This window comes from Palleronia caenipelagi (assembly GCF_007004065.1).
Classification (GTDB): domain Bacteria; phylum Pseudomonadota; class Alphaproteobacteria; order Rhodobacterales; family Rhodobacteraceae; genus Palleronia; species Palleronia caenipelagi.
In genome coordinates this window covers 74,613-96,816 of the sequence record NZ_VFSV01000011.1, presented here as the reverse complement: position 1 = coordinate 96,816, position 22,204 = coordinate 74,613, and the positions used below count along the sequence as shown (strand labels likewise).

At 62.7% G+C, this 22,204-nt stretch carries 19 protein-coding genes; 7 read left to right on the top strand and 12 right to left on the bottom strand.

Going from position 1 to position 22,204, the window contains the following annotated elements; all coding sequences use genetic code 11:
- Positions 1-60: 60 nt before the first annotated feature.
- Positions 61-1,092: a D-xylose ABC transporter substrate-binding protein gene (gene xylF / locus FEV53_RS08835; RefSeq protein WP_142834453.1), complete on the bottom strand. Its 1,032-nt coding sequence runs from the start codon at positions 1,090-1,092 to the stop codon at positions 61-63.
- A gap of 262 nt (positions 1,093-1,354) precedes the next feature.
- Here xylF and FEV53_RS08830 point away from each other — a divergent pair, with 262 nt between their 5' ends.
- Together FEV53_RS08830 and FEV53_RS08825 are read left to right on the top strand one after the other, a co-directional pair.
- Positions 1,355-2,542: an ROK family transcriptional regulator gene (locus tag FEV53_RS08830; protein ID WP_246100764.1), complete on the top strand. Its 1,188-nt coding sequence runs from the start codon at positions 1,355-1,357 to the stop codon at positions 2,540-2,542.
- Entirely contained in the window at positions 2,539-4,029 is a 1,491-nt protein-coding gene (locus FEV53_RS08825) for a CRTAC1 family protein (protein ID WP_142834451.1), read from the top strand. Before FEV53_RS08830 ends, FEV53_RS08825 begins: the two co-directional genes overlap by 4 nt.
- Here the strand turns inward: FEV53_RS08825 and FEV53_RS08820 are convergent.
- Together FEV53_RS08820 and FEV53_RS08815 are read right to left on the bottom strand one after the other, a co-directional pair.
- The gene (locus FEV53_RS08820) at positions 4,026-5,339 is read right to left on the bottom strand and encodes a cytochrome-c peroxidase (RefSeq protein ID WP_425465476.1); all 1,314 of its coding nucleotides are present in this window, start codon (positions 5,337-5,339) and stop codon (positions 4,026-4,028) included. The genes FEV53_RS08825 and FEV53_RS08820 overlap by 4 nt on opposite strands.
- Positions 5,336-6,505, bottom strand: coding sequence for a lytic murein transglycosylase (locus FEV53_RS08815; RefSeq protein ID WP_142834479.1), 1,170 nt, complete (start codon positions 6,503-6,505; stop codon positions 5,336-5,338). The genes FEV53_RS08820 and FEV53_RS08815 overlap by 4 nt, the downstream gene beginning before the upstream one ends.
- Positions 6,506-6,733: 228 nt before the next feature.
- Between FEV53_RS08815 and FEV53_RS08810 the strand changes: the two genes are divergently transcribed.
- From FEV53_RS08810 to FEV53_RS08795, 4 genes are read left to right on the top strand one after another with little or no spacing between them, the layout of a single operon-like run.
- Complete coding sequence (locus tag FEV53_RS08810; protein ID WP_142834450.1) at positions 6,734-7,618, top strand: metal ABC transporter substrate-binding protein; 885 nt, start codon at positions 6,734-6,736, stop codon at positions 7,616-7,618.
- The gene (locus FEV53_RS08805; protein WP_142834449.1) at positions 7,615-8,475 is read left to right on the top strand and encodes a manganese/iron ABC transporter ATP-binding protein; all 861 of its coding nucleotides are present in this window, start codon (positions 7,615-7,617) and stop codon (positions 8,473-8,475) included. Before FEV53_RS08810 ends, FEV53_RS08805 begins: the two co-directional genes overlap by 4 nt.
- Positions 8,472-9,335 (top strand): metal ABC transporter permease, encoded by an 864-nt coding sequence (locus FEV53_RS08800; RefSeq protein WP_142834448.1) that lies wholly within the window; start codon positions 8,472-8,474, stop codon positions 9,333-9,335. Before FEV53_RS08805 ends, FEV53_RS08800 begins: the two co-directional genes overlap by 4 nt.
- Positions 9,332-10,183: a metal ABC transporter permease gene (locus tag FEV53_RS08795; protein WP_142834447.1), complete on the top strand. Its 852-nt coding sequence runs from the start codon at positions 9,332-9,334 to the stop codon at positions 10,181-10,183. Before FEV53_RS08800 ends, FEV53_RS08795 begins: the two co-directional genes overlap by 4 nt.
- On the opposite strand, the gene FEV53_RS21215 is transcribed toward FEV53_RS08795, so the two are convergent.
- From FEV53_RS21215 to FEV53_RS08765, 6 genes are all read right to left on the bottom strand, one after another.
- Entirely contained in the window at positions 10,175-10,381 is a 207-nt protein-coding gene (locus FEV53_RS21215; RefSeq protein ID WP_142834446.1) for a hypothetical protein, read from the bottom strand. The two genes, FEV53_RS08795 and FEV53_RS21215, sit on opposite strands and share 9 nt — an antisense overlap.
- A gap of 100 nt (positions 10,382-10,481) precedes the next feature.
- Entirely contained in the window at positions 10,482-11,576 is a 1,095-nt protein-coding gene (locus FEV53_RS08785) for an ABC transporter ATP-binding protein (protein WP_142834445.1), read from the bottom strand.
- 14 nt (positions 11,577-11,590) lie between these two features.
- Entirely contained in the window at positions 11,591-13,252 is a 1,662-nt protein-coding gene (locus tag FEV53_RS08780; protein WP_246100763.1) for an alpha-glucosidase family protein, read from the bottom strand.
- Positions 13,252-14,403, bottom strand: coding sequence for a carbohydrate ABC transporter permease (locus FEV53_RS08775; RefSeq protein ID WP_142834444.1), 1,152 nt, complete (start codon positions 14,401-14,403; stop codon positions 13,252-13,254). The genes FEV53_RS08780 and FEV53_RS08775 overlap by 1 nt, the downstream gene beginning before the upstream one ends.
- Before the next feature lies 1 nt (position 14,404).
- A complete protein-coding gene (locus tag FEV53_RS08770) occupies positions 14,405-15,385 on the bottom strand; it encodes a carbohydrate ABC transporter permease (RefSeq protein ID WP_142834443.1) in 981 nt (326 codons plus the stop codon).
- Positions 15,386-15,637: 252 nt separating this feature from the next.
- Entirely contained in the window at positions 15,638-16,999 is a 1,362-nt protein-coding gene (locus tag FEV53_RS08765) for an ABC transporter substrate-binding protein (protein WP_142834442.1), read from the bottom strand.
- A gap of 428 nt (positions 17,000-17,427) precedes the next feature.
- On the opposite strand from FEV53_RS08765, the gene FEV53_RS08760 reads away from it, so the two are divergent.
- On the top strand, positions 17,428-18,372 hold the full coding sequence (locus FEV53_RS08760; protein ID WP_142834441.1) for a glucokinase: 945 nt from the start codon (positions 17,428-17,430) through the stop codon (positions 18,370-18,372).
- Between the two features lie 46 nt (positions 18,373-18,418).
- On the opposite strand, the gene FEV53_RS08755 is transcribed toward FEV53_RS08760, so the two are convergent.
- The 3 genes from FEV53_RS08755 to FEV53_RS08745 are packed head-to-tail and all read right to left on the bottom strand — an operon-like array spanning position 18,419 to position 22,175.
- A complete protein-coding gene (locus tag FEV53_RS08755; RefSeq protein ID WP_142834440.1) occupies positions 18,419-20,086 on the bottom strand; it encodes an FMN-binding glutamate synthase family protein in 1,668 nt (555 codons plus the stop codon).
- On the bottom strand, positions 20,083-20,520 hold the full coding sequence (locus FEV53_RS08750) for a hypothetical protein (RefSeq protein WP_142834439.1): 438 nt from the start codon (positions 20,518-20,520) through the stop codon (positions 20,083-20,085). The genes FEV53_RS08755 and FEV53_RS08750 overlap by 4 nt, the downstream gene beginning before the upstream one ends.
- 23 nt (positions 20,521-20,543) lie before the next feature.
- Positions 20,544-22,175 carry an alpha-D-glucose phosphate-specific phosphoglucomutase gene (locus FEV53_RS08745; protein ID WP_142834438.1) on the bottom strand — a complete coding sequence of 544 codons (1,632 nt, stop codon included), beginning with the start codon at positions 22,173-22,175 and terminating at the stop codon, positions 20,544-20,546.
- Between the last annotated feature and the right edge of the window lie 29 nt (positions 22,176-22,204).

Below are 22,204 nucleotides of genomic sequence, written 5' to 3'. Positions count from 1 at the left end.
TGAAAAGGAATGGGTGCCGCCGCGCGTCAGGCGGGCGGCACCCGGCATCCGATCAGAAGATCAGTTGCAGGCGGCCGGGCCGTTCTCGACGCCCTGGCACAGCTCGTCTTTGGTGATCCAGCCCGCCTCGACGACCACATCGAGATTGTCCTGAGTCACCGGAACGGGGTTCAGGAATTGAGCGGTCAGGGTCGTGCCGGCAGGCGAGGTCCACTCGGAGGCGCCCTCGACATCCTTCAGCATATCACCACCGGCCAGAGCCACAGCCACTTCACCGGCGCGGCGACCGAGATCACGGCTGTCTTTCCACACGGAGACGGTCTGGGTGCCCATGGCCACGCGGTTCAGCGCCGCCTTGTCGGCGTCTTGGCCCGAGACCGGGATCCCGGCCATGCCCTGTGCCTGAAGCGCGGCCACGGCGCCACCGGCGGTGCCGTCATTGGAGGCCACGACCGCATCGACCTTGTTGTCAGCGGCGGTCAGAATCTGCTCCATGTTGCGCTGGGCGTTGGCGGGCAACCACTGGTCGGTATAGGCTTCGCCGACGATGGTGATCTTGCCCGCGTCGATGGCCTCCTGCAGCACTTCCTGCTGACCTCCGCGCAGGAAGTCGGCGTTCGGATCGGTGGGCGAGCCCTTGATCATCACGTAGTTGCCCTCGGGCGCGGCTTCGAGCACGGCACGGGCCTGCATCCGGCCAACCTCGACATTGTCGAAGGTCAGGTAAAAAGCGCGGGCGTCTTCGATCAGACGGTCATAGGCGATCACCGGAATGCCGTTATCGGCAGCAAGCTGCACCGCAGGGATCACGGCCTGGGTATCCTGCGCCAGAATAATCAGCGCGTCAGCGCCCTGGCTGATGAGCGATTCAACATCCGACAGCTGCTTGGATGACGACGACTGGGCGTCCGACGAGATATAGGTCGCCCCGGCCTCTTCCAGCGCGGCCTTGATCGCGGCCTCGTCGGTCTTCCAGCGCTCCTCCTGGAAGTTGGACCAGCTCACACCTACTGTGACGCCCTCGGCCAGAACGGCGGCAGGGGTCAGGCAGGTGGCCGTCAGCGCGGCGGCAAGAAAAATACGGCGTTTCATGGATAGCCTCCCTAAAGTTGTGGACCCTTCTGGGTCTCGCAGTCGCTTCTGACAAGATTATTTTCACCTGTCAAAGAAAAAAGTTGTCACGGCGCCCCTGCCGTGCCAGAAATTTCAAAAATTACGCCCCAATTCGGTGGATCATCCATAAATTAGTGGGGCTTTAGTTCGACAGGGAAAATAAATGCACAGCCCTTCAGATCACGAGACACCGCTGGGATGCGGGCCTCTTTGCCCTAGCCTGAGTGATGCACAACGCCCTGTGAAACTCCAGATCTTTGAGCGGATCCGGGCCGCAGGCAGCGCATCGCGCAGTCAGATTGCGAAGGAATTGCGCATCTCGCCGGCCACCGCCTCAACGCTCACAGCCGAGTTGATAGATGACGGGTTCCTCTGCGAGACCCGAGCCACCCTGACGCCGACGGACAGCCCGAGGGGTCGCCCTCCGGTCGCTCTCGCCATTGAGGCCGGACGGCATCTGGTGGCGGGGATCAAGCTCGGCACTCACGAAATGACCGGCATCGTGGTGAATTTTGGCGGCCAGCAAATCGCGTCGGCCCGGATTGAAGTGGACACCGGCATGGACAGCCCACGGGTCTGGGCCGAAAACTGCGCGACGTTGTTCCGGGAATTGCTGAACGAGGGCAACCTCACGCCCCCGCAAATCGCCCATCTCGGTGTCGCAGTGCCCGGATACGTGGACAATTTCAGTGGCATTGTTGCGTGGTCGCCGCTGCTCGACACCCGGGGCACTAACTTCGCCGATCTTCTGCACGCACATCTGGGCGTGCCGGTCAGCATCGACAATGACGCCAATCTGGTCGCGCTGGCAGAACTGTGGTTCGGCGTCGGTCGGGACAAGAGCGATTTCCTCGTGGTGACCGTGGAAAAAGGCGTGGGCACCGGTGCCGTGCTCGACCACCGGCTGTTCCGGGGTGCCCATGGCTATGGTCTGGAGCTGGCCCACACCAAGGTGCAACTCGACGGAGCGCTCTGCCGCTGCGGTCAGAGGGGATGCCTCGAAGCCTATGTCTCAGACTATGCGCTGGTCCGCGAAGCCCGTGCGGCGCTGGGGCTGTTGGACGAACCTGTGGCGCGGACCACCGAACTCCTGATCCGGCTCGGGGACGAAGCCAAGGCCGGTAACCCCGTGGCCCGGTCAATTTTTACCCGGGCGGGCCGCTATCTGGCGCTCGGTCTGGCCAACATGGTCAGCCTGCTCGATCCGTCCTTTATCATTCTGTCCGGCGACCGGCTTGGGCAGAATTACTTTGAGGCCGAGGAGTCCCTCAGCGAAATGCGGCAACTGGTGCTGGGCGCAGGCCGCTCTCTGCCCCGGATCGAAGTGCACCGCTGGGATGATTTGCTCTGGGCTCATGGCGGCGCGGCACTGGCGCTTTCGGCGGTGACCGAGGCCGAGCTCGGCCTGCCGCGGGAGGATGCGGCATGAGGGCTTTGCTCGGACTGCTCGTGGCCCTGCCCGCCGCGGCCGACCCCCGGTTCGAACTGCTGTCCGACGCGCTGCCGTTGGATCACGTCTATTCCGGCGGCTGGGAGCATTTCGTCGGCGGCGGCGTCGCCGCGTTCAACTGCAATGGAGACAACCTCCCGGATCTTGCCGCTGCCGGGGGGACAAAACCGTTGCGCCTCTTTGTAAACCGCACCGAGGGGGATACCATCCGCTTTGACACCGCCCCCCTGCCCGAGATGCTTGGCACAACGGGCGTTTATCCGCTCGACCTCGACGGGGACGGTACGCTGGATCTGGCGGTGCTGCGCGTCGGGGCGAACCGATTGCTTAAGGGCGACGGGCAGTGCGGGTTTAAGAACATGACCGAGGCTTGGGGGGGCGCTGCGGACACAGCCTGGACCACGGCCTTTACCGCCACATGGGAAAGCGGGGCGACGCGCCCGACGCTGGTGTTCGGCAATTACGTAGATCGCGACGATCCCGACGGGCCGTTCGGCGCCTGCGATGATCATCAGCTCTACCGGCCAGAGGGGAATGGCTGGGGCAAGGCCGAGCCGATATCACCCGGCTATTGCACGCTCTCGATGTTGATCTCTGACTGGCAACGCAGCGGCACACCGGAGCTACGGATCTCCAACGACCGCCATTATTACCTGCGCGGCGGGTATGAGGAGATGTGGCATCTCAGCCCCCTCACTCCCCGCACCGACTGGCCCCATGTGTCTATTTGGGGGATGGGCATCGCCTCCGCAGATCTTACCGGCGACGGCAAGCCCGAAGTCATGCTGACCTCCATGGGCGACCAGCTCCTGCAAATGAACGCGGGCGACACGATGCGGAACGCGCCCTTCGAGATGGGCGCGGCGGCTCAGCGCCCCTACACGGGTGATGACGGACGTCCTTCGACCGGCTGGCACGCGGAGTTCGGCGATGTGGATAATGACGGGCGGCTCGATCTGTTCATCGCGAAGGGCAACGTGGACCAGATGCCCTCCAACGCCATGGCCGACCCTAACAACCTGTTGATGCAGGGCGAGGACGGCCGATTCACGGAGGCCGGCGGTGTCGCAGGGATCGGAGACCCTGTGCGCTCACGGGGCGGGGCGCTGGTGGATCTGGATGGGGACGGGCGGCTCGACCTCGTGGTGTCCGCCCGCCGCGCGCCCTTGAAGATCTGGCACAACGTGACGCCCGAAACCGGCCACTGGTTGGGGGTGGAGCTGCGACAGGAGAACGGCAACACCCGCGCGGTGGGGGCGTGGATCGAATTGCGGATCGGCGATCGGATGCAGGCGCGGGAGGTCACGGTCGGTGGCGGTCATGCCGGCGGGCAGTCTGGTCCTGTTCATTTCGGCCTTGGGGAGGCCAGCGAGGCCGAGCTACGGGTGATCTGGCCGGATGGTGAGGTCACAGACTGGCAAAGCGTGAGCGCGGATCAGCGCCTGACGCTCCGCCGCGCGCCCTAGCGATCCACGGGCAGGCCCGACGGGACGGCATCGGGAATACCGAGGCGCCCGGACAGGGCGACGGGATCTTCGAGCGCGGTGAGAAAAGCGAGGAGCGCGGTGAGCTCGGCCTCAGACGCCACCCTGTCCGGAATTGGAATCGCCGCGCGAATGTCCTCACGGTCTGATCCGCTGTCCATCACTGCCCAATCCGGCGCAATGCCGTCGAGCGGCGGCAGCACCACGTCGCGCATATCCGCGTCAAGTCCAGCCCGTGGGGCCATATGATCCCGCAGGAACGCCCTCAAATCCGCATGTCCGCCCGCATGGCCCCACGGCCCGGTTCGCGTCACGTTGCGCAGCATCGGCGTGCGAAAGGCATAGCGGTCAGCCTCGCGACCCGTGACCCGGAACCGGCCCAAATCACGCTGATGAGTCTCGAAGCGCTCAGCTTTCCCCGGACCAAGCTGCGGCGCGCCCATGACGTGGAACCCGAAATCCGACAGGAGCGGGCCGGAATGACACGCGACACAGCCTGCCTCACCGTAAAATAGCTCCATCCCCTCAGCTGCCGGCCCCGTCAGCGTTGCCTCACCGCGCAAATGACGATCAAAGGCGCTGTCTTCCGATCGCCATTCCTCGGCCATGAACGCCGCGATGGCGTTGGAAATATCGGTGAAATCAAGCGGACGACCGTCCTCGATCTCGGGATAAACGGACTCGAACCTCTCCTGATACGCCGGAATCGCGCGGATGAGGGCAGCGATCAGATCCCAGGCGCCGCCCTCCCCGGTCAGACGTCCCTGACGCACCGCTTTGGAGATCTCGTTTTCCTGATAATGCCCCGCCATCTCGTCGGGCGAGAGCACCGGGAACATGGTTTGGGCCGAGAGAAGGCCGGCAAAACCGTTGACCATCTCCTCCTCCAACGGGGTCCGGAAACCACTGGGCCGGGTGGCGTCGCGTTCGATCCGGCCATCGGCAAATAGCACCGTCACATCTCCATGGCCGAGATTAAACAACGGCGGCGCGTTGCGCGGGATGCGCTGTTCAGGCGGGTTGTCGGGATCGGCGATGCGCTCCGGCCCCAGCCCTTTGCCGCCGTCGCCAATACCCAGCGAAAGGCCGTCGCCGGTCGCGAACCGGGGATGGTGGCAGGTGGCGCAGGAGACCTCGCGATTGCCCGACAGGATCGGATCGTAAAAGAGGAGCTGCCCCAGGCGCACCTCCTCCGGGTCATGACTGCTAAAATCGGCGTCACTCAAAGACTGCGGCACCTCTCCGGCGCCTGCCGCACCCGCCAGACAAACGGCGAAAAGCGCGGCTCTCACCGCGCCAGAGCCCGTTTCATCGACGCCTCGGGGAAGCAGGTAGCGGCCTGACCTGTGGCCTCCTGCCAGCGCCCGATGGACCGGCGCGTTTTGAAACCGGCGAGACCGTCCGCGCCGCCCACATCATGGCCCTGCCGCTCCAGCCCCCGCTGCATGGCGGCCACATCCCGGCGGCTTAGCCCCCCGACCTTGCCCCAACGGCCTGCGAAATCACCGACGCCGTACTGGATCCGATCGCCCACGTGACCGACAAAGAGCGCATAGAGATCGCTCATGTTGTAATCCTTCAGCACATAAAAATTGGGGGTGACGATAAAGGCCGGGCCGTTGCGACCGGCAGGCATCATCAGATAACCTTCCCCGCGCAGCTCGTTGTTCGGAAAAGGTTTTCCGTTCACGCGCCGCACGCCCATCTTTGCCCAGTCGGAAATGCGGCGCCCCTGATCGGGACCTTCGAGCGTGCAGGATACCGACGGGGGCACGACCACTTCAAACCCCCAGTCACGGCCCCTTTGCCAGCCGTGGCGGGCGAGGAAATTGCCGATGGAGGCCATGGTGTCCGCATCCGAGCGCCAGATATCCGCACGCCCGTCGCCATCTCCGTCAGCGGCGTATTTCAAATAGTTCGACGGCATAAACTGAGGCTGCCCCATGGCCCCCGCCCAACTGGAGCGCATGGAGGCGGGGGCGATACGGCTGGTCTGCGCGATCTTCAGCGCAGCGATCAGCTCATTGGTGAAATAGGCGCGGCGGTCGCTGAGAAAGCCCCGCGTGGCAAGGATGCGGAACACGTCATGGGGGATCTTGGCGCGCCCATAGGAGCTCTCGATGCCCCAGATCGCCAGAATGGTGCGCCCCGGAACGCCGGTCGCGCGCTCGACAGCGGCCAGAGTGCGACCGTATTTCTGTGCCATCTGACGTCCGGTGGAGGTGGCACCATCCACCTTGCCACGGCTGAAATACTTGCCCGGCGAGCCGAACTCAGCCTGACTGCCGCCCGAGCCGCCCCGGAGACCCGGCAGGTCCCATTGCGGCGTCACCCCACCGAGGGCCGCGTTGAACGTTCCCTGCGCGACGCCCTGTTGCCTTGCGGCGGGCCAGACCGTGCCTTGCAGCCAGCCGCTGAACTGCTGTTCGAGCTGGGCGCGGGACTGGGACCACCCCATGGTCGGCGCGAGACAGAGGAGGGCAGCGAGGCAAAGGCGGCGGATCGACACGGGCGGGGCTCCTGTTTGCTTTGGCCCAGAAGTAGACCGCCCGCCCGCCCCGGCGCAACGCCTCACAGAACCGCGCATCAATTTGGGCAAAATTCCCCTTGCACAGGGATAGGAAACTCCCATGTTCCAAATGCAACTCATTCTCATCTGGGGCACCCACCCCGAACCGGAGGCCGAATGCGCCACGCTGCCTTGTTGCCTGCCCTCGCCCTCACTGCCGGTACTGCCGGTGCCGAGCCCATGAAGGTCGTGACCACTTTTACCGTGCTTCAGGATATGGCGCAGAACGTGGCGGGGGATGCGGCGGAGGTCATCTCGATCACCCGCCCCGGTGCCGAGATCCACGGGTATTCCCCGACGCCGCGCGATATTGTCGGGGCGCAGGATGCCGATCTGATCCTGTGGAATGGCCTGAACCTCGAAATCTGGTTTGAGCAGTTCTTGCGCAATCTGCGCGACGTGCCCTCTGCGGTCCTGACCGATGGTATCACTCCGATCCCCATCGCGGAGGGCAGTTATGAGGGCGCGGCGAACCCTCATGCGTGGATGGGTGTGGAGAATGCGATGGTCTATGTGGACAACATCGCCGCTGCCCTGTCGGAGCATGATCCCGGGAACGCCGCGACATATGTCGCGAATGCCGAGAACTACAAAACCGAGATCAGGGCAGCACTGGCCCCGCTGAAGGCACGCGTCGCGGACATCCCCGAGGCCCAGCGCTGGCTGGTAACCTGCGAAGGGGCATTCTCCTATCTGGCGGAGGATTTTGGGCTGAAGGAGCTCTATCTCTGGCCGATCAATGCCGACGGCACCGGCACGCCGAAACAGGTGCGCAAAGTGATCGATGGGGTGCGGGCGCATGAGATCCCGGCGGTCTTTTGCGAAAGCACGGTCAGCGCCCGCCCCGCCGAACAGGTGGCCCGGGAAACCGGGTCGGCGTTCGGCGGGCTCCTCTACGTGGACTCTCTGTCCGAGCCCGACGGCCCGGTGCCGACTTATCTCGACCTGCTGCGCGTCACGGCAACCACGGTGGTGGACGGGCTGACGGGGGCGACGGAGTGAACAGCACTCCCGGCATCGAGGCGCGGGACCTGACGGTCACTTATCGCAACGGCCACACCGCACTGCGCGATGTGACGTTCGAGGTTCCCCGAGGGACGATCACCGCGCTGGTGGGCGTGAACGGGGCCGGGAAATCGACGCTGTTCAAAGCGATCATGGGCTTCGTCCCCTCCGGCTCCGGCGAAATCCGGCTGCTCGGTCAGCCCGTCCGCGCGGCTCTGCGCCAGAACCTCGTCGCCTATGTGCCCCAGTCAGAGGAGGTGGACTGGAGCTTCCCGGTGCTGGTCGAGGATGTGGTGATGATGGGGCGCTACGGGCATATGGGGTGGCTCCGCCGCGCCCGTCCTGCCGACCATCAGGCCGTCGAAGCAGCGTTGCAGCGGGTTGGCATGGGCCATCTGCGGAACCGTCAGATCGGTGAGCTCTCGGGCGGGCAGCGTAAACGGGTCTTTCTCGCCCGGGCACTTGCGCAGGAAGGGCAGCTGATCCTGCTCGATGAGCCTTTTACAGGTGTTGACGTGAAGACCGAAGAGCAGATCATCGCCCTGTTGCGCGAGCTGCGGGATGAGGGGCGGGTGATGCTGGTCTCGACCCACAATCTTGGCTCTGTTCCTGAGTTCTGCGACCGTACGATCTTGGTCAAGGGCACGGTGCTCGCCCATGGCCCCACGGCAGAGGTGTTCACCCCCTACAATCTGGATCGCGCCTTTGGCGGTGTGCTGCGCCATTTCACCCTCAGCGGGAAGGATCTCCACGAAGATGCCGATGCGCGCGGGATTTCTATTCTGACGGACGATGAGCGGCCTTTTGTCAGCTATGGCGAGGAGACCAGGACCGTGATCGGGGATGAGGAATGAGCGAGCTGTTCGCTCCCTTCGCCTACAGCTACATGCTCAACGCCATGTGGGTCTCGGCCATGGTGGGCGGGCTCTGTGCGTTCCTCTCTGCTTATCTGATCCTAAAGGGATGGAGTCTGATCGGCGACGCGCTTTCGCATTCCGTCGTCCCGGGCGTGGCCGGGGCCTACATGCTGGGCCTGCCCTTTGCGCTTGGCGCATTCTTTGCCGGAGGTCTCGCGGCGGCGTCCATGCTGTTCCTGAGCGAGCGCTCTGGGCTGAAAACTGATGTGGTGATCGGTATCATTTTCACGTCATTTTTCGGGCTTGGCCTGTTCATGGTCTCGCGGAACCCGGTGGCGGTGAGCCTTGAGACCATCACCATGGGCAATATCCTCGCCATTTCGCCTTCCGACACGCTGCAACTGGCGCTGATCGGGGGCGTGTCACTCGCGCTGCTGGCGGTCCTCTGGAAGGACCTCATGGCGGTGTTTTTCGACGAGACCCATTCCCGCTCCATGGGCCTGCGCCCGCGACGACTGAAGGCGGTGTTCTTTACCCTGTTGTCCGCCTCCGTAGTCGCGGCCATGCAAACCGTGGGTGCGCTGCTGGTCGTCGCGCTGCTGGTCACGCCGGGGGCCACGGCCTATCTGCTTTGCGACCGGTTCCCCCGGCTCATTGCGACCTCCGTGGCGATCGGTGCGGGGACGAGCTTTGCCGGGGCGTATCTGAGTTACTTCCTCGACGGCGCGACCGGCGCGTTGATCGTCGTTCTGCAGACGCTGGTCTTCGGAGCCGCCTTCATCTTTGCCCCGAAGCACGGCATCCGCGCGGCGCGCCGACAAGCGGCCCGCGCCCGGCACGAGACATCGCTACGATGAGCCTCGAGACGCTGCTTGTGCCGTTCCAGTTCCCGTTCATGCAGAACGCGTTCCTGATCGGGTTGCTGGTGGCTGTGCCTACCGCGCTCCTGTCCTGCTTCCTGGTCCTGAAAGGCTGGGCACTCATGGGCGACGCCGTGAGCCATGCGGTCCTACCGGGGATCGTTCTGGCCTCTCTCTTGGGCCTGCCGCTGATCGCTGGGGCCTTCGTCGCCGGGATGGCCTGCGCGACGGCCATCGGCTGGCTCGACGAGAATAGTCGGATCAAGCGCGATACCCTGACCGGCGTTGTCTTCTCCGGCTTGTTCGCGCTGGGACTGCTGCTCTACCGGTTCGCAGATCCCAGCCAGCATCTGGATCACATCCTGTTCGGAAATATGCTCGGCGTCGGCCGCCCGGACCTCTGGACGGCCGGTCTGATCGGCGGCGGAGTGACGCTGGCGTTGCTGGTCAGTTGGCGGGATCTGCTGCTCCACGCCTTTGACCCTGCCCAGGCGCGCGCGAGCGGCCTTAGGGTCGGGCTGTTGCATTACGGGCTGCTGACCGTGCTTTCCCTGACGGTCATTGCGACGCTCTCGGCCACGGGACTGATCCTTGCCGTCGGCCTGCTGATTGCACCGGGGGCAATCGCCTTCCTATTGACCCGCCGGTTCAGCGCCATGCTGATCGTGGCGGTTCTGGTCTGTGCGGGAGCGATGACATTGGGGACGTGGCTCAGCTTCCACCTCGACAGCGCCCCGGCCCCGACGATCATCCTGGTGCTGACGGGTGTGTTCCTGCTGGCCTTCGCGACCCGCCTGTGGCGAAATCACAAGGTCGAAAGCAAAGAGTTGCCAAAATCAACTTAACTCCTGAAACGGACGATCACTTTTGCCATTTGATGATTTCGTTTTAGGCTTCGTCTGGGAAACAAATTGCGATGACCCATTCGCGTGCCCGGGGTAAGGATTATTTTGCTTGGCCGGGATCAGTTCATACCAAGGATCCCAGTCCTTCATGTCTTGCGCCACGATCACGCCGACCCCATTCTTTCGGGCGATAGACAATGTGCGGTCCGCGTTTTCTTGGTATTGGAAAGAGGTCTCGCTCCAGGCAAATGGGGCAGCGCCTTTTCATTGCGCTGCCTCATCTGCGGTTTGCATATCTTCAGCGATAAAGGAGCGATTTGCCGTCTTTGAAGACATGAACCTTCGACGGGTCCGCCCCGAGGGTCACGGTCTGGCCGCGACGGTCGCGATGGGTGCCGGGGAGCTTGGCGATCACGGTTTCATCTACTGCACCGGCATCGGTCTCGAAATACAGCAGCGTCACCTCTCCCAACGCCTCGGTGATGTTCACCTTGCCCGAGAAGATGAAATCCTCACCCCCGGCCTCGACAAAATCCTCGGGCCGAACGCCGACGCGGACCCGAGCGCCCATGTCCTCGGGCAGGCTGGGGTAGTGAGACACCGCAATCCCCTGCCCGTCCAGATCCACTACCGTGCGCTCCCCGGTCTCGGTGACGGTTCCCTCCATCAGGTTCATCGAGGGCGAGCCTATGAACTGGGCGACAAACTCGTTCTCGGGGCGCTCATAGAGTTCCAGCGGCGAGCCAACCTGGCTGATACCACCGCCGGCGAGCACCACGATGCGGCTGGCGAGCGTCATCGCCTCGACCTGATCGTGCGTCACATAGATCATCGTCGAGTCTGGCATGGCTTCCTTGAGCTGGGCGATCTCGATCCGGGTGGCAACGCGCAGCGCGGCGTCGAGGTTCGAAAGCGGCTCGTCGAAGAGATAGACCTTCGGATCGCGCACGATCGCCCGACCAATGGCAACCCGTTGGCGCTGACCGCCCGACAGCGCCTTGGGCAGACGGTCGAGATAAGGTTCAAGCTGGAGGATGCGCGCGGCGTTTTTCACCGCAGCTTCGATCTCGTCCTTGGACTTCTTGGCGATCTTCAGCGCGAAGGCCATATTCTCGGCCACTGTCATATGCGGATAGAGCGCATAGGACTGGAACACCATGGCGATGCCGCGCTGGGAGGGCGGCACGTCATTGACCTTGGCGCCATCAATCTCCAGCGTCCCGCCGGTGATCTTTTCCAGCCCCGCGATCATCCGCAAAAGCGTGGACTTGCCGCAGCCAGACGGACCCACGAAGACAATCAGCTCGCCAGTTTCGATGTCCAGATTGATGTCTTCGAGAACTTTGACGGGACCATAGGCTTTTTCGACGTCGGTGAGTTTTAAACTAGCCATGACGGGCCTCCAGATTAATCATTGGCGACCGCAAAGGCGGCCTGCCAGGGCAACAGGGTGATCTCCTGCCCGGCCGCCTCGACCGGAAAGGGGGACTCTTCGCAGATCTGCCACCCGGGTCCGGGCAACGGGATCGTGCAGGGCGTGTCGCTGAGATTGAAGGCGCAGAAAACCTGCCCATCCGCCGTCTTGCGCAGGAAGGCGATGTGGGTTTCGCCAGCCTCAACAACTTCCAGATCGCCCTTGGCCAGCTCCGGTCGGGTTTTGCGGAAGGCGATAAAGGTGCGGTAGAAATTGAGCACCGACTCAGGATCCTGATCCTGCGCGTGGACCGAATGTTCCATGTGGTTCACTGAGACCGGCAGCCACGGTTTGCCGTCGGTGAAGCCGCCATGGGCGTCACTGCTCCAGGCCATGGGCGTGCGGCACCCATCGCGGCCCTTGTATTTGGGCCAGAACGCTTTGCCATAGGGGTCCTGAAGGTCCTCATAGGGCACATAGGCCTCCTCGAAGCCAAGCTCCTCGCCCTGATAAAGGCAGACGGTGCCCTTCATGCTCATCAGGAAGGCGGCACAAAGCTTGGCCGCATCTGCGCTGAGGCCCATCCGCGTCACGTGGCGGGCAACGTCGTGATTGGAGAACGCCCAGCAGGCCCAGCCTTCGGTGACGATGCGGTCAAACCGCTCCAGCACGTCCGCCACATGGGTTCCCTTCAGCTCCGAGACCGCGAGGAACTCGAAATCATAGGCCATATGCAGCAGGTCATCGCCCGCTGTGTAGTCGCGCTGGGTTTCCATGCCCCGCTGGCCTTCGCCAATCTCGCCCACAGACGTGATGGCCGGATACTCGTCCATCACCGCCCGCAGCCGCCGCAGAAAGTCCAGATTTTCGGGCTGGGTCTTGTCGTAGAGATGGTCCTGAAAATTGTACGGGTTGACCGCAGGCGCCGTATTGGCGTTGCGCTCTTCGGTGGGTAGCGGCGGGTTATCCCTAAGCTGCGCGTCATGAACGTAGAAGTTCACTGTATCGAGGCGGAAGCCGTCCACACCCCGGTCCAGCCAGAACCGCGCCACATCCAGCAGCTCCTGCTGCACGTCGGGGTTGTGGAAGTTCAGATCGGGCTGCTCAGCGAGGAAGTTGTGCAGATAATACTGCATCCGCGTCCCGTCCCATTGCCAGGCCGAGCCGCCAAAGATCGACAGCCAGTTGTTGGGCGGCGTACCATCGGGCTTGGGATCGGCCCAGACATACCAGTCGGCGCGCTTGTTATCGCGGCTCGACCGGCTTTCCTGAAACCACGGGTGTTCGGAGGAGGTGTGACTGAGCACCAGATCGATCAGCACCCGCAAACCCAGACCGTGGGCCCGCTCGATCAGCGCATCGAAATCCGCCAATGTGCCGAACATGGGATCCACATCGCGGTAGTTGCTCACATCGTAGCCAAAATCGAGCATGGGGGAGCGGAAGAACGGCGAAATCCAGATCGCATCCGCCCCCAGCCGCGCCACGTGATCCAGCCGCGAGATGATGCCCGGCAGATCACCAATGCCGTCCCCATTCCCGTCCTGATAGGAGCGCGGGTAGATCTGGTAGATCACCGCACCCCGCCACCAATCGGGGTCGGGCACGATGTCATTGTGAATGCCGGTCCCGGCCATTTCAGAAAGATAGCTCATTATTTAACAGATCCTGCAAGAAGTCCGCGCACAAGGAAGCGCTGCATGGAGAAGAAGACGACGAGCGGCACTGCGATGGAGACAAAGGCCGCCGTGGCAAGGATACCCCAATCCCCGCCGCGCGACCCAAGCAGGTCATCGGCGATCTTCACCGTCATGACCTTCGAGGCGTCGTCGGAGGGCAGGAACACCTTGGCCACGAGGAGATCGTTCCACGTCCAGAGGAATTGAAAGATCGAGAAGGCCGCCAGCGCAGGGAGTGACAGCGGCAGGATGATCTTCAGGAACAGCTCGAAATCCGTAGCCCCGTCGACCTTGGCGCTCTCGATGATGTCGCGCGGCAGACCGGCCATGTAGTTTCGCAGCAGATATACCGCGAGGGGCATCCCGAAGGCCGTATGCGCCATCCAGATCCCCATGAAACTCTGACCGATCCCAATCCGGTTATGCAGACCCAGCATGGGCACCAGCGCGAGCTGCAGCGGCACTACCAGCAGCCCCACCACCAGCGCGATCAACAGGCCGCGTCCGGGGAAATCCATCCAGGCCAGCGCGTAGGCGGCAAAGGCCGCAATGAGGATCGGGATGATGGTCGAGGGAATCGTCACCGTAAAAGTGTTGAGGAAGGCGCGGCCCATCCCGTCCGAATTCAGCACCTGATTGTAGTTGGCGAGCGTAAATTTCGGCGGCGATTCAGCAGCGAAATATATCCGTTGCCCCCGGCTGCCCGGCTTTTCGGGCGTACGGAACTCATAAGACCCATCAGCATTCACGACCAGCGATTGACCGTCGCCCAGATCAGCGGTCTGCCCCGCGGGGTGCTCGGTCGGGTTCCGGCCCGATGTCCCGAAGGCGACGACATCATCGGAGCCCTTCGGAAAATAGCTCTGCGCTTCTTCGTCGTCGAAGATGTTGCCCGTAACCACGTAGAGATCACCGTCCGGCGTGGCTTCGGTCGCGGCCCGACCACGGGCGGTGAGTTCCACGGCAAACGGCGCTTCCCACCAGCCCGAGGCCGAGATCTGGTCGCGGTCCCGGAAGGATGAGACCAGCAGGCCGACCGTCGGGATGAGCCACAGCATCACCAGGATGAACACCGAGATATGGGTCGCCCATGTCAGCGAGGATTTTTGTCCGGCAATGTTATCCATCTTACCGCATCTCCTTCCGCGCCTGGCGGATGTTCGAGTACATCACGGGGAACACGACGATCATAATCACCAGCGCAATCGCCGTTGCCCGGCCATCGTCGCGGAACATGAAATCCATCATGTAAGAGGGCAGGATCTCCGTCCCAAAATTGCCCCCGGTCATGGTGTAGACGATGTCGAACACCTTGAGCACAGTGATGGTGATCGTGGTCCAGACCACGATAATGGTCGGCATGATCTGCGGCACCTTGATCTTGAAGAACAGCTGCCACGGGTTCGCGCCGTCCAGAATGGCGGCCTCGATGGTTTCCTCGGGAATGCCGCGCAGGGCGGCGGACAGGATCACCATCGCAAAGCCCGTCTGGATCCAGATCAGGATCACCATCAGGAAGAAATTGTTCCAGAACGGGATCTGCACCACATCCACCGGGTCACCAAAGCCCATGGCCGCCCGAACCGCGTTGATCAGGCCGATATCCGCGTCATTGGCATAGACAAATTTCCAGATCAGCGACGCGCCCACAAAGCTGATCGCCATGGGCATGAAGATCATCGACTTGGCGAAATTACCCCAGCTGAGCTTGTCCGTGAGTTGCGCCACCAACAGCCCCATGAAGGTCGAGGCAGCAGGGACGAAAATCGCCCAGAGGATGTTGTTAAAGAACGCTTGCTGGAAGTCGTCGGAGCCGAACAGGCTGATATAATTGCCAAGACCCACAAACTCGTCCGGGTTGCGCCCGTAAAGGGAGCGCAGGAAGGACCCGATCACCGGATAGACCAGATACAGGCTCAGCAAGAACAACGCCGGAAACAGGAACAGCCATGGGCGAACGGCATTGGCGCGGTTGATGTTGCGCCCGGCATTCTCGCCTCTAGCGGGAAAAATGACCTTGTCCAACACCATGTTCGACAAGAAAAAGTACCCTATGCAGCCTCCCACCCCGATCAGGATGGTGAGGAGGCCCTGTAGGATCACTGGCATGACCTGCCCTCCCTCGCAGTTTTCTCGGCTGAGTCCGCGCGTCGCGCCACAACCTGTACGTCAATCATGGCAGATCAATTCGATCACTCAACCGCCACGTTCCACCGGGCGCTCCTTACGGTGCCGCCCCCGTGTCCCACAGAATGCACGGAGCCAAGCCTCCCGGGAAGCCAGGTGGCAGGCGCTTCTGCTCGATCTGTCGGAAAATTCACTGGATAAAGAGGGGCGGCAGACCCGCCCCTCTCAATCACGTCACTTGCCCATCTCGGCCCAACGGGCCTCGACATTGTCAGCCGTGGTCTGCGCATCCTGCGAGCCGGTGGTGAAGGCCACCATCTCGCTCCAGAACGCTCCCGCGCCGATCTCGCCCGGCATCAGGTCGGAGCCGTCAAACCGGAAGGTCGTCGCATTGGTCAGAATGTTGTTCATGTTCCGCTGGCTGTCAGAGGGGAACACGTCGGCATTGGCGCTCTTCAGAGGCGAGAGGAACCCGGACTGGGACATCCAGATCTCGTGGGCCAGAGGCGTCTGCAGGAACTGGAGAAAGCCCTGAGTTGCTTCGCTGTCCGCGGTCACCGCGAACATGGTGCCACCGCCGAGGACCGGCTTGCCCAGATCCCCTTCGGCCGGAGCGGGGAAGTAGAAGAAATCCGCATCTTCACCCACTACGGTGCCTTCGGGGAAAAAGGTCGGGATGAAAGTCGCCTGCTTGTGCAGATAGCATTCCGGCGGGAACGAGAAGAGACCCGCGGGCGAGTCGCGGAAATCGGTATTCGCAGCCGCTTCGCGACCCGCATTCACGCGACCGTCCTGCAGGAAATAGCCAAATTCGTTAATCGCATTCACCACACGCTCGTCGTTGAACGGGATGCCGTGGGTCGTCCACTCGTCGTAGACGGCGGGCTCGACCGTGCGCAGCATGATGTCTTCGATCCAGTCGGTCGCCGGCCAGCCGGTCGCAGCCCCCGATCCCAGACCGATGCACCAAGGCGTTCCGCCATCCGCTTCGATCTGCTCGGTCAGGGCCTTCAGATCCTCATAGGTCTCGGGCACATCATATCCGGCTTCCTCGAACTGCTCGGGCGAATACCATACCAGCGACTTCACGTCGATCTTGTACGGGAAGGCATAGAGTTTCGTCTCACCGTCCTCACCGGCAAAGCTCGCCAGATCGGCCCAGCTCTGGCCGGCAGCGTAGTTCTCTGTGATCCAGGCGGCGGTCTCATCACTGAGTGGCGTCACCTTGCCCCGGGCGGCCAGATCGGCCAGCAAACCGGGCTGCGGGAAGACCGCGATATTCGGGGCCGAGTTGGCCTGGGTCGACACGACGATGTCATTCTCGAAGCTCTCGGAACCCGAGTAGTTCACGGTAGCGCCCGTGGCGGCCTCGAAATAAGCGATTACGGACGAAAACAGCTCGTTGTCGGCACCCGTCCACGGACCGGTGATGCTGATTGTCTCGCCCGAGTAGTCGTGGGCGTCCGCATAGGCTTGGTAGCTGTCCCAGTTAAAATCGCCCTCGCCGACCGGATATTTCAGGTCTTGGGCCTGTACCATCCCGGAGGCCAAAGCCGAAACGGCCGCGCCTGCCACGAGTGCTGTCTTAAATCGCATTATTTTTTCTCCCTGCGTGTCGGTTTTCGACGTGTTTGTGGTAGCGAGAACAATATGCCCCCGCAACAGAAACCTATTGGATTGAGCGGCAGTGCAGGCCCATCATACAAAATTATTAGCAGGCTTTTTTTATGGACTGTTCGCGCTGCATTCACACCTTTTAATACGACCGCGTGCCGTGAATTTTTTCGACGATCCCCTTACGATAAATCATCATCAATCACCGAAACCGATTTCGTAAGGTTGCAAATAGTATTTCGCGAATCAACCCAATCGCATGTCGCGCGGCGGGATCGCAGCGGTGGATGGACTCTTCAGATGCGAAAAAGCCGCTAGGGCGCACCAGTCGGACGAGCGGCCTCTTGCTCCTTCACCGTCATTCGGTCCAAAGGGAGCGGTAACAGTTCGTTTTCGGGAGAGCATATCCGATGACTGCACTCAGCCTTGTCTCCGATGTGGGTGGCACCAATACGCGGGTTGCGCTCGCCTCGGACGGCGTCGTCGATACGTCGAGCATCGCCCGATTTCGCAATGCCGAGCATAGCGGGCTTGACGAGATCTACCGATCCTATCTCAGCCAGCGGGATGTGACCTGCGAAGGCGCTTGCATCGCCATCGCGGGACCGGTGATGGACGGGCATGGAACGCTGACCAACCGGGGCTGGAGCTTCGACCGGGACCAGTTGGCCGCATGCACCGGGGCCGACACCACCGCATTGCTCAATGACCTTCAGGCGCAGGGACACGCAGTTGCTGGTCTGCCGGAGAGCAGTTTGCACGACGTGATCATCGGCCCGCGTCCGCAGGAGCACAGTGCCGTGCTGGTCATCGGCGTGGGCACGGGGTTCAACTCGGTTCCGGTCTTTCGCACGGAAACCGGCGTCTATGTGCCGCCTTGTGAAACCGGCCACACCTCCTTTCCTGCGCTGAGCGAAGACGACTTGTCGCTGTCGCAATGGGTCGCCCGCCATCATGGCTTTCCCGGTGTTGAGGACGTGCTCTCGGGGCGCGGTCTCGAACGGGTCTATGCCTGGGCCAGCGGCGCCGACACGGCTCTGGATTCCGGCGCGATCATGGCCGCCATCGCACAGGGTGACGACCCGGTGGCAGATAAAACCGCCCGCGCCTTTTGCACGGCGCTGGGCCGGGTCGCGGGGGATCTGGCGCTGACCCACCTGCCATTTGGCGGGGTCTATCTGGTGGGCGGCATGTCCAATGCCTTCCGCCCCTATCTGCAGAGCCACGGCTTCGTTGATGCGTTCCGGGCGAAGGGCCGGTTTACGGAGTTCATGGAACAGTTCGCAGTCCGCGTCGTCGAGGATGACTACGCTGCTCTTACAGGCTGTGCCCGACGGATCGCCGAGACGCTCTGACCGGAACAGAAGAAAGGCCGCTGCGGGACTGCAGCGGCCTTTCTTGTCAGGAGGCTTCCAGCGATTTCACATCGCGGTTCGTCAGCTTCCGCCCGATGGGTTCCGGCGGTTTGAACGTATCAGCCGAGGCGCGGTTCCAGCGGCGGCGGTACACTTCGTTGTCATAGCCCACATCGCGCACGAGGAAGCCCACTGGCAAATAGGTCCAGAGGTCCGACGCCTCCATCATGTCGCCGTCGCCTTCGCGAGACATGAAGTGATAGGGCAGGAAGTCGCGCGGATCGTCGAGCCCCGCCGCCCCCGTCATTTCAGCCAGCGCGCGCAGGGTGTTACGGTGGAAGTTTGCCACCCGCTGGGCCTTGTCCGGCACCACCAATGCCTTTTGGCGCAACGGATCCTGCGTGGTCACGCCGGTCGGGCAATGGTTCGTGTGGCAGGCCTGCGCCTGAATGCAGCCCACCGAGAACATGAAGCCCCGCGCCGAGTTGCACCAATCGGCACCCAGCGCGAAGGCACGCGCGATGTGGTAGGCATGGATCAGCTTGCCACTGGCGCCAATGCGGATGCGGTGCCGGATATCGGCGCCCCTCAGCACGTTATGGACGAAGCTCAGACCCTCGGTCAGCGGCATCCCCACATGGTTGGCGAATTCCATCGGGGCGGCGCCGGTACCACCCTCGGTGCCGTCCACCACGATGAAGTCGGGATAGATATCCGTCTCGATCATCGCCTTGACGATGCACATGAATTCACGCCGGTGACCGATGCAGAGCTTGAAGCCCACGGGCTTGCCGCCCGACAGATCCCGTAGCTTGCCGATAAACTCGCAAAGCTCTTTCGGTGTGGAGAACTCGGAATGGCTGGCGGGAGAGATGCAATCCTGCCCCATGGGCACACCGCGAGCCTCGGCGATCTCCGGCGAAATCTTGGCGGCGGGCAGCATCCCGCCATGGCCTGGCTTGGCACCCTGGCTCAGCTTGATCTCGATCATCTTGACCTGATCGTCACTCGCCGTTTTGGCGAATTTCTCAGGATCGAAGCGCCCGTCCTCGGTCCGGCACCCGAAATAGCCGGAGCCAACCTCAAAGATCAGATCGCCGCCAAAGCGGTGGAATTTAGAGATCCCGCCCTCGCCCGTGTCATGGGCAAAGCCCCCGATCGCCGCGCCCCGGTTCATCGCCTCGACCGCATTGGCCGAGAGCGCCCCGAAAGACATGGCGGAGATGTTATAGAGCGAGGCGTCATAGGGCTTTTTGCAGTCCGGCCCGCCCACGCGCACGCGGAAATCGTGGCGGTCCAGATGGGTCGGCACGATAGAGTGCGTCATCCAAGAATAGCCGCCCTCATAGACCTTTTTCTTCGTGCCGAAAGGCCGCGCGCCCTCGTCATTCTTGGCCCGCTGATAAACGATGGAGCGGTCTTCGCGGCTGAAGGGCTCTTCGTCGTGATCGCTCTCGATCAGGTACTGGCGGATTTCCGGGCGGATCGTCTCGAAGAAGAATCGGAAATGCGCCAGCAGCGGGTAATTGCGCAGGATCGCGTGGCGCGTCTGGATCATGTCGCGGATGCCCACAGCCGTCAGGGCCAGAAAGATCAGCGCCACGACCCACCACCAGCCGCCCCAGCCAATCGCACCGATCAGCGCGATCAGCGCAATGAGCGCTACGGCAGCAAAGCCTGCGTAGCGCGAAATCTCGGCAAGCTTGTGCCTCATTCAGTCGTCCTCTTGAATGCGAGACCGGGGGAGTCTTTCAGGATCACCCGTCCGCCTGTGTCGTCGTCAATCCCCGGTGTCCGCCGAATGCAGCGCCAGTCGCCGCCCGTGAGACCGGGGATGGGCAGGGTCAGCGGATCGAACTCCGCGCTCTCGCCGCCTTCCATGTGAGTTATGGTGAACACGTCCTTGCCCGGGCCCTTCCGATCGCTCGTAGAGATCGTCCGATCCGCAACGGGTTGCAGGTCGTCGAACTGATCCTCTGGTCCGAGATTATCATGCAGACACGGATATGCACGGCAGAAGTTCCGCGGCTTCGGTACGAAGGCGGTTTGTTGCGGGATAACGGGTGGGAGGTCCGTGCCCAAGATCACTGCGATATGACCCCAAGCCGCCGTTTCAGGACGGGCCGAAATGCTCTCGCTCAGGGTCATGGAGCCTCTGTGGTCGTGTCGGGTCAGGCCCGGACGTCAGGTTCCTTCCGTCCGGTGTGGTGTTCGATGCGCGCGAGCACATGGGCCGCTTCCTGAACCGCCGCAAGCGCTTTTTGCAGGTCCTGACCAAAAGTCGCAGGATCCTCGCTGCGATCCTCCAGATAGACCCGCAGCGTCGCGCCCGCCGTGCCGGTGCCCGAGAGACGCAGGACGATCCGACCGCCCCCAGAGAGGGTGATGCGCAGCCCCTGCGCTTTGGAGACAGAGCCATCGACCGGATCGGTATAGTCGAACTCGTCTGCCGTCTCGACCGTCCGGCCCGCCACCTCGGTTCCGGGCAGATCCCCGAGACGGCCACGCAGATCGGCCATCAGCGCTTCGGCCTTTTCCGTCTCGATCGCCTCGAAATCGTGGCGGCTATAGAAATTCCGCCCGAACTCGCGCCAGTGATCATTGACCAGCGCGACGACACCTTTGCCGGACTGGGCGAGGATGTTCAGCCACAGGAGCACCGCCCAGAGGCCGTCCTTTTCGCGCACATGGTCAGAGCCGGTGCCCGCGCTCTCCTCGCCGCAAATGGTGATCCGGCCCTCGTCGAGCAGGTTGCCGAAGAACTTCCAGCCGGTCGGCGTCTCGTAGCAGTCGAGACCGCGCGCCTTCGCCACTTCGTCCAGCGCCCGGGAGGTCGGCATGGAGCGGGCCACACCCTTCAGCCCGTCCGCATAGGCCGGGGCAGCGGTGGCGTTGGCCGCGAGGATAGCCACCGAATCGGAGGGCGCCACGAACATGGACGGGCCGGTGATCATGTTGCGATCCCCGTCCCCATCAGAAGCGGCACCAAATTCGGGCGCGTCGGGGCTGTGCATGATGCGCATGAGATCTTTGGCCCAGACCGGGTTCGGATCGGGATGCCCGCCACCGAAATCGGGCAGCGGGGTGGCGTTCAGCACGCTGCCCTTTGCCGCGCCAAGGCGGTTTTCGAGGATCTCCGTTGCATAAGGGCCGGTCACCGCATGCATGGCGTCAAACACCATGCGGAATCCGCCGTTGAACATCTTTCGGATGGCGTCGAAGTCAAAGAGGCTCTCCATCAGCTCGGCGTAGTCGGCGACGGGATCGACGACCTCAACCTCCATGTCGCCCAGCGTCGTCGTGCCAATGGTCGTCAGATCCACGTCCTGCGCCTCAAGGATATGGTATTCGGTCAGGGTCTTCGTCGCGGCAAAGATCCGCTCGGTGATCTCCTCCGGCGCAGGACCGCCATTGGGCGTGTTGAACTTGATGCCGAAATCCTCGTCGATGCCGCCCGGGTTATGGCTGGCTGAGAGGATGATACCGCCATCGGTGCCACGCTTGCGGATCAGGTTGGAGGCGGCGGGGGTCGAGAGAATGGCGTTCTGCCCGACGATGACCTTCGCGGCGCCGGACGCCGCTGCCATGCGCAGGATCACCTGCGAGGCGGGCTGGGAAAAATAACGCCCGTCACCGCCCAGCACGAGGGTCTTGCCCTCGACGCCGCCAATCCCGTTCCAGATGCTCTGGACGAAATTCTCCACATAATGGTGCTCCATGAAGACACGCGTCTTCTTGCGCAGGCCACTGGTGCCGGGCTTTTGCCCCTCGATCGGTTGGGTCGCTATGGTCAGCCGTTCCATGTGTCTCATCATCTCCCGAATGTGCGGGC

Coding starts and splice junctions, on each gene's coding strand:
- xylF (WP_142834453.1), bottom strand. CDS start 1,092: ATGAAACGCCGTATTTTTCTTGCCGCCGCGCTGACGGCCACCTGCCTG.
- FEV53_RS08825 (WP_142834451.1), top strand. CDS start 2,539: ATGAGGGCTTTGCTCGGACTGCTCGTGGCCCTGCCCGCCGCGGCCGAC.
- FEV53_RS08815 (WP_142834479.1), bottom strand. CDS start 6,505: ATGGGGTGGTCCCAGTCCCGCGCCCAGCTCGAACAGCAGTTCAGCGGC.
- FEV53_RS08810 (WP_142834450.1), top strand. CDS start 6,734: ATGCGCCACGCTGCCTTGTTGCCTGCCCTCGCCCTCACTGCCGGTACT.
- FEV53_RS08800 (WP_142834448.1), top strand. CDS start 8,472: ATGAGCGAGCTGTTCGCTCCCTTCGCCTACAGCTACATGCTCAACGCC.
- FEV53_RS08795 (WP_142834447.1), top strand. CDS start 9,332: ATGAGCCTCGAGACGCTGCTTGTGCCGTTCCAGTTCCCGTTCATGCAG.
- FEV53_RS08785 (WP_142834445.1), bottom strand. CDS start 11,576: ATGGCTAGTTTAAAACTCACCGACGTCGAAAAAGCCTATGGTCCCGTC.
- FEV53_RS08780 (WP_246100763.1), bottom strand. CDS start 13,252: ATGAGCTATCTTTCTGAAATGGCCGGGACCGGCATTCACAATGACATC.
- FEV53_RS08775 (WP_142834444.1), bottom strand. CDS start 14,403: ATGGATAACATTGCCGGACAAAAATCCTCGCTGACATGGGCGACCCAT.
- FEV53_RS08770 (WP_142834443.1), bottom strand. CDS start 15,385: ATGCCAGTGATCCTACAGGGCCTCCTCACCATCCTGATCGGGGTGGGA.
- FEV53_RS08765 (WP_142834442.1), bottom strand. CDS start 16,999: ATGCGATTTAAGACAGCACTCGTGGCAGGCGCGGCCGTTTCGGCTTTG.
- FEV53_RS08760 (WP_142834441.1), top strand. CDS start 17,428: ATGACTGCACTCAGCCTTGTCTCCGATGTGGGTGGCACCAATACGCGG.
- FEV53_RS08755 (WP_142834440.1), bottom strand. CDS start 20,086: ATGAGGCACAAGCTTGCCGAGATTTCGCGCTACGCAGGCTTTGCTGCC.
- FEV53_RS08750 (WP_142834439.1), bottom strand. CDS start 20,520: ATGACCCTGAGCGAGAGCATTTCGGCCCGTCCTGAAACGGCGGCTTGG.
- FEV53_RS08745 (WP_142834438.1), bottom strand. CDS start 22,175: ATGGAACGGCTGACCATAGCGACCCAACCGATCGAGGGGCAAAAGCCC.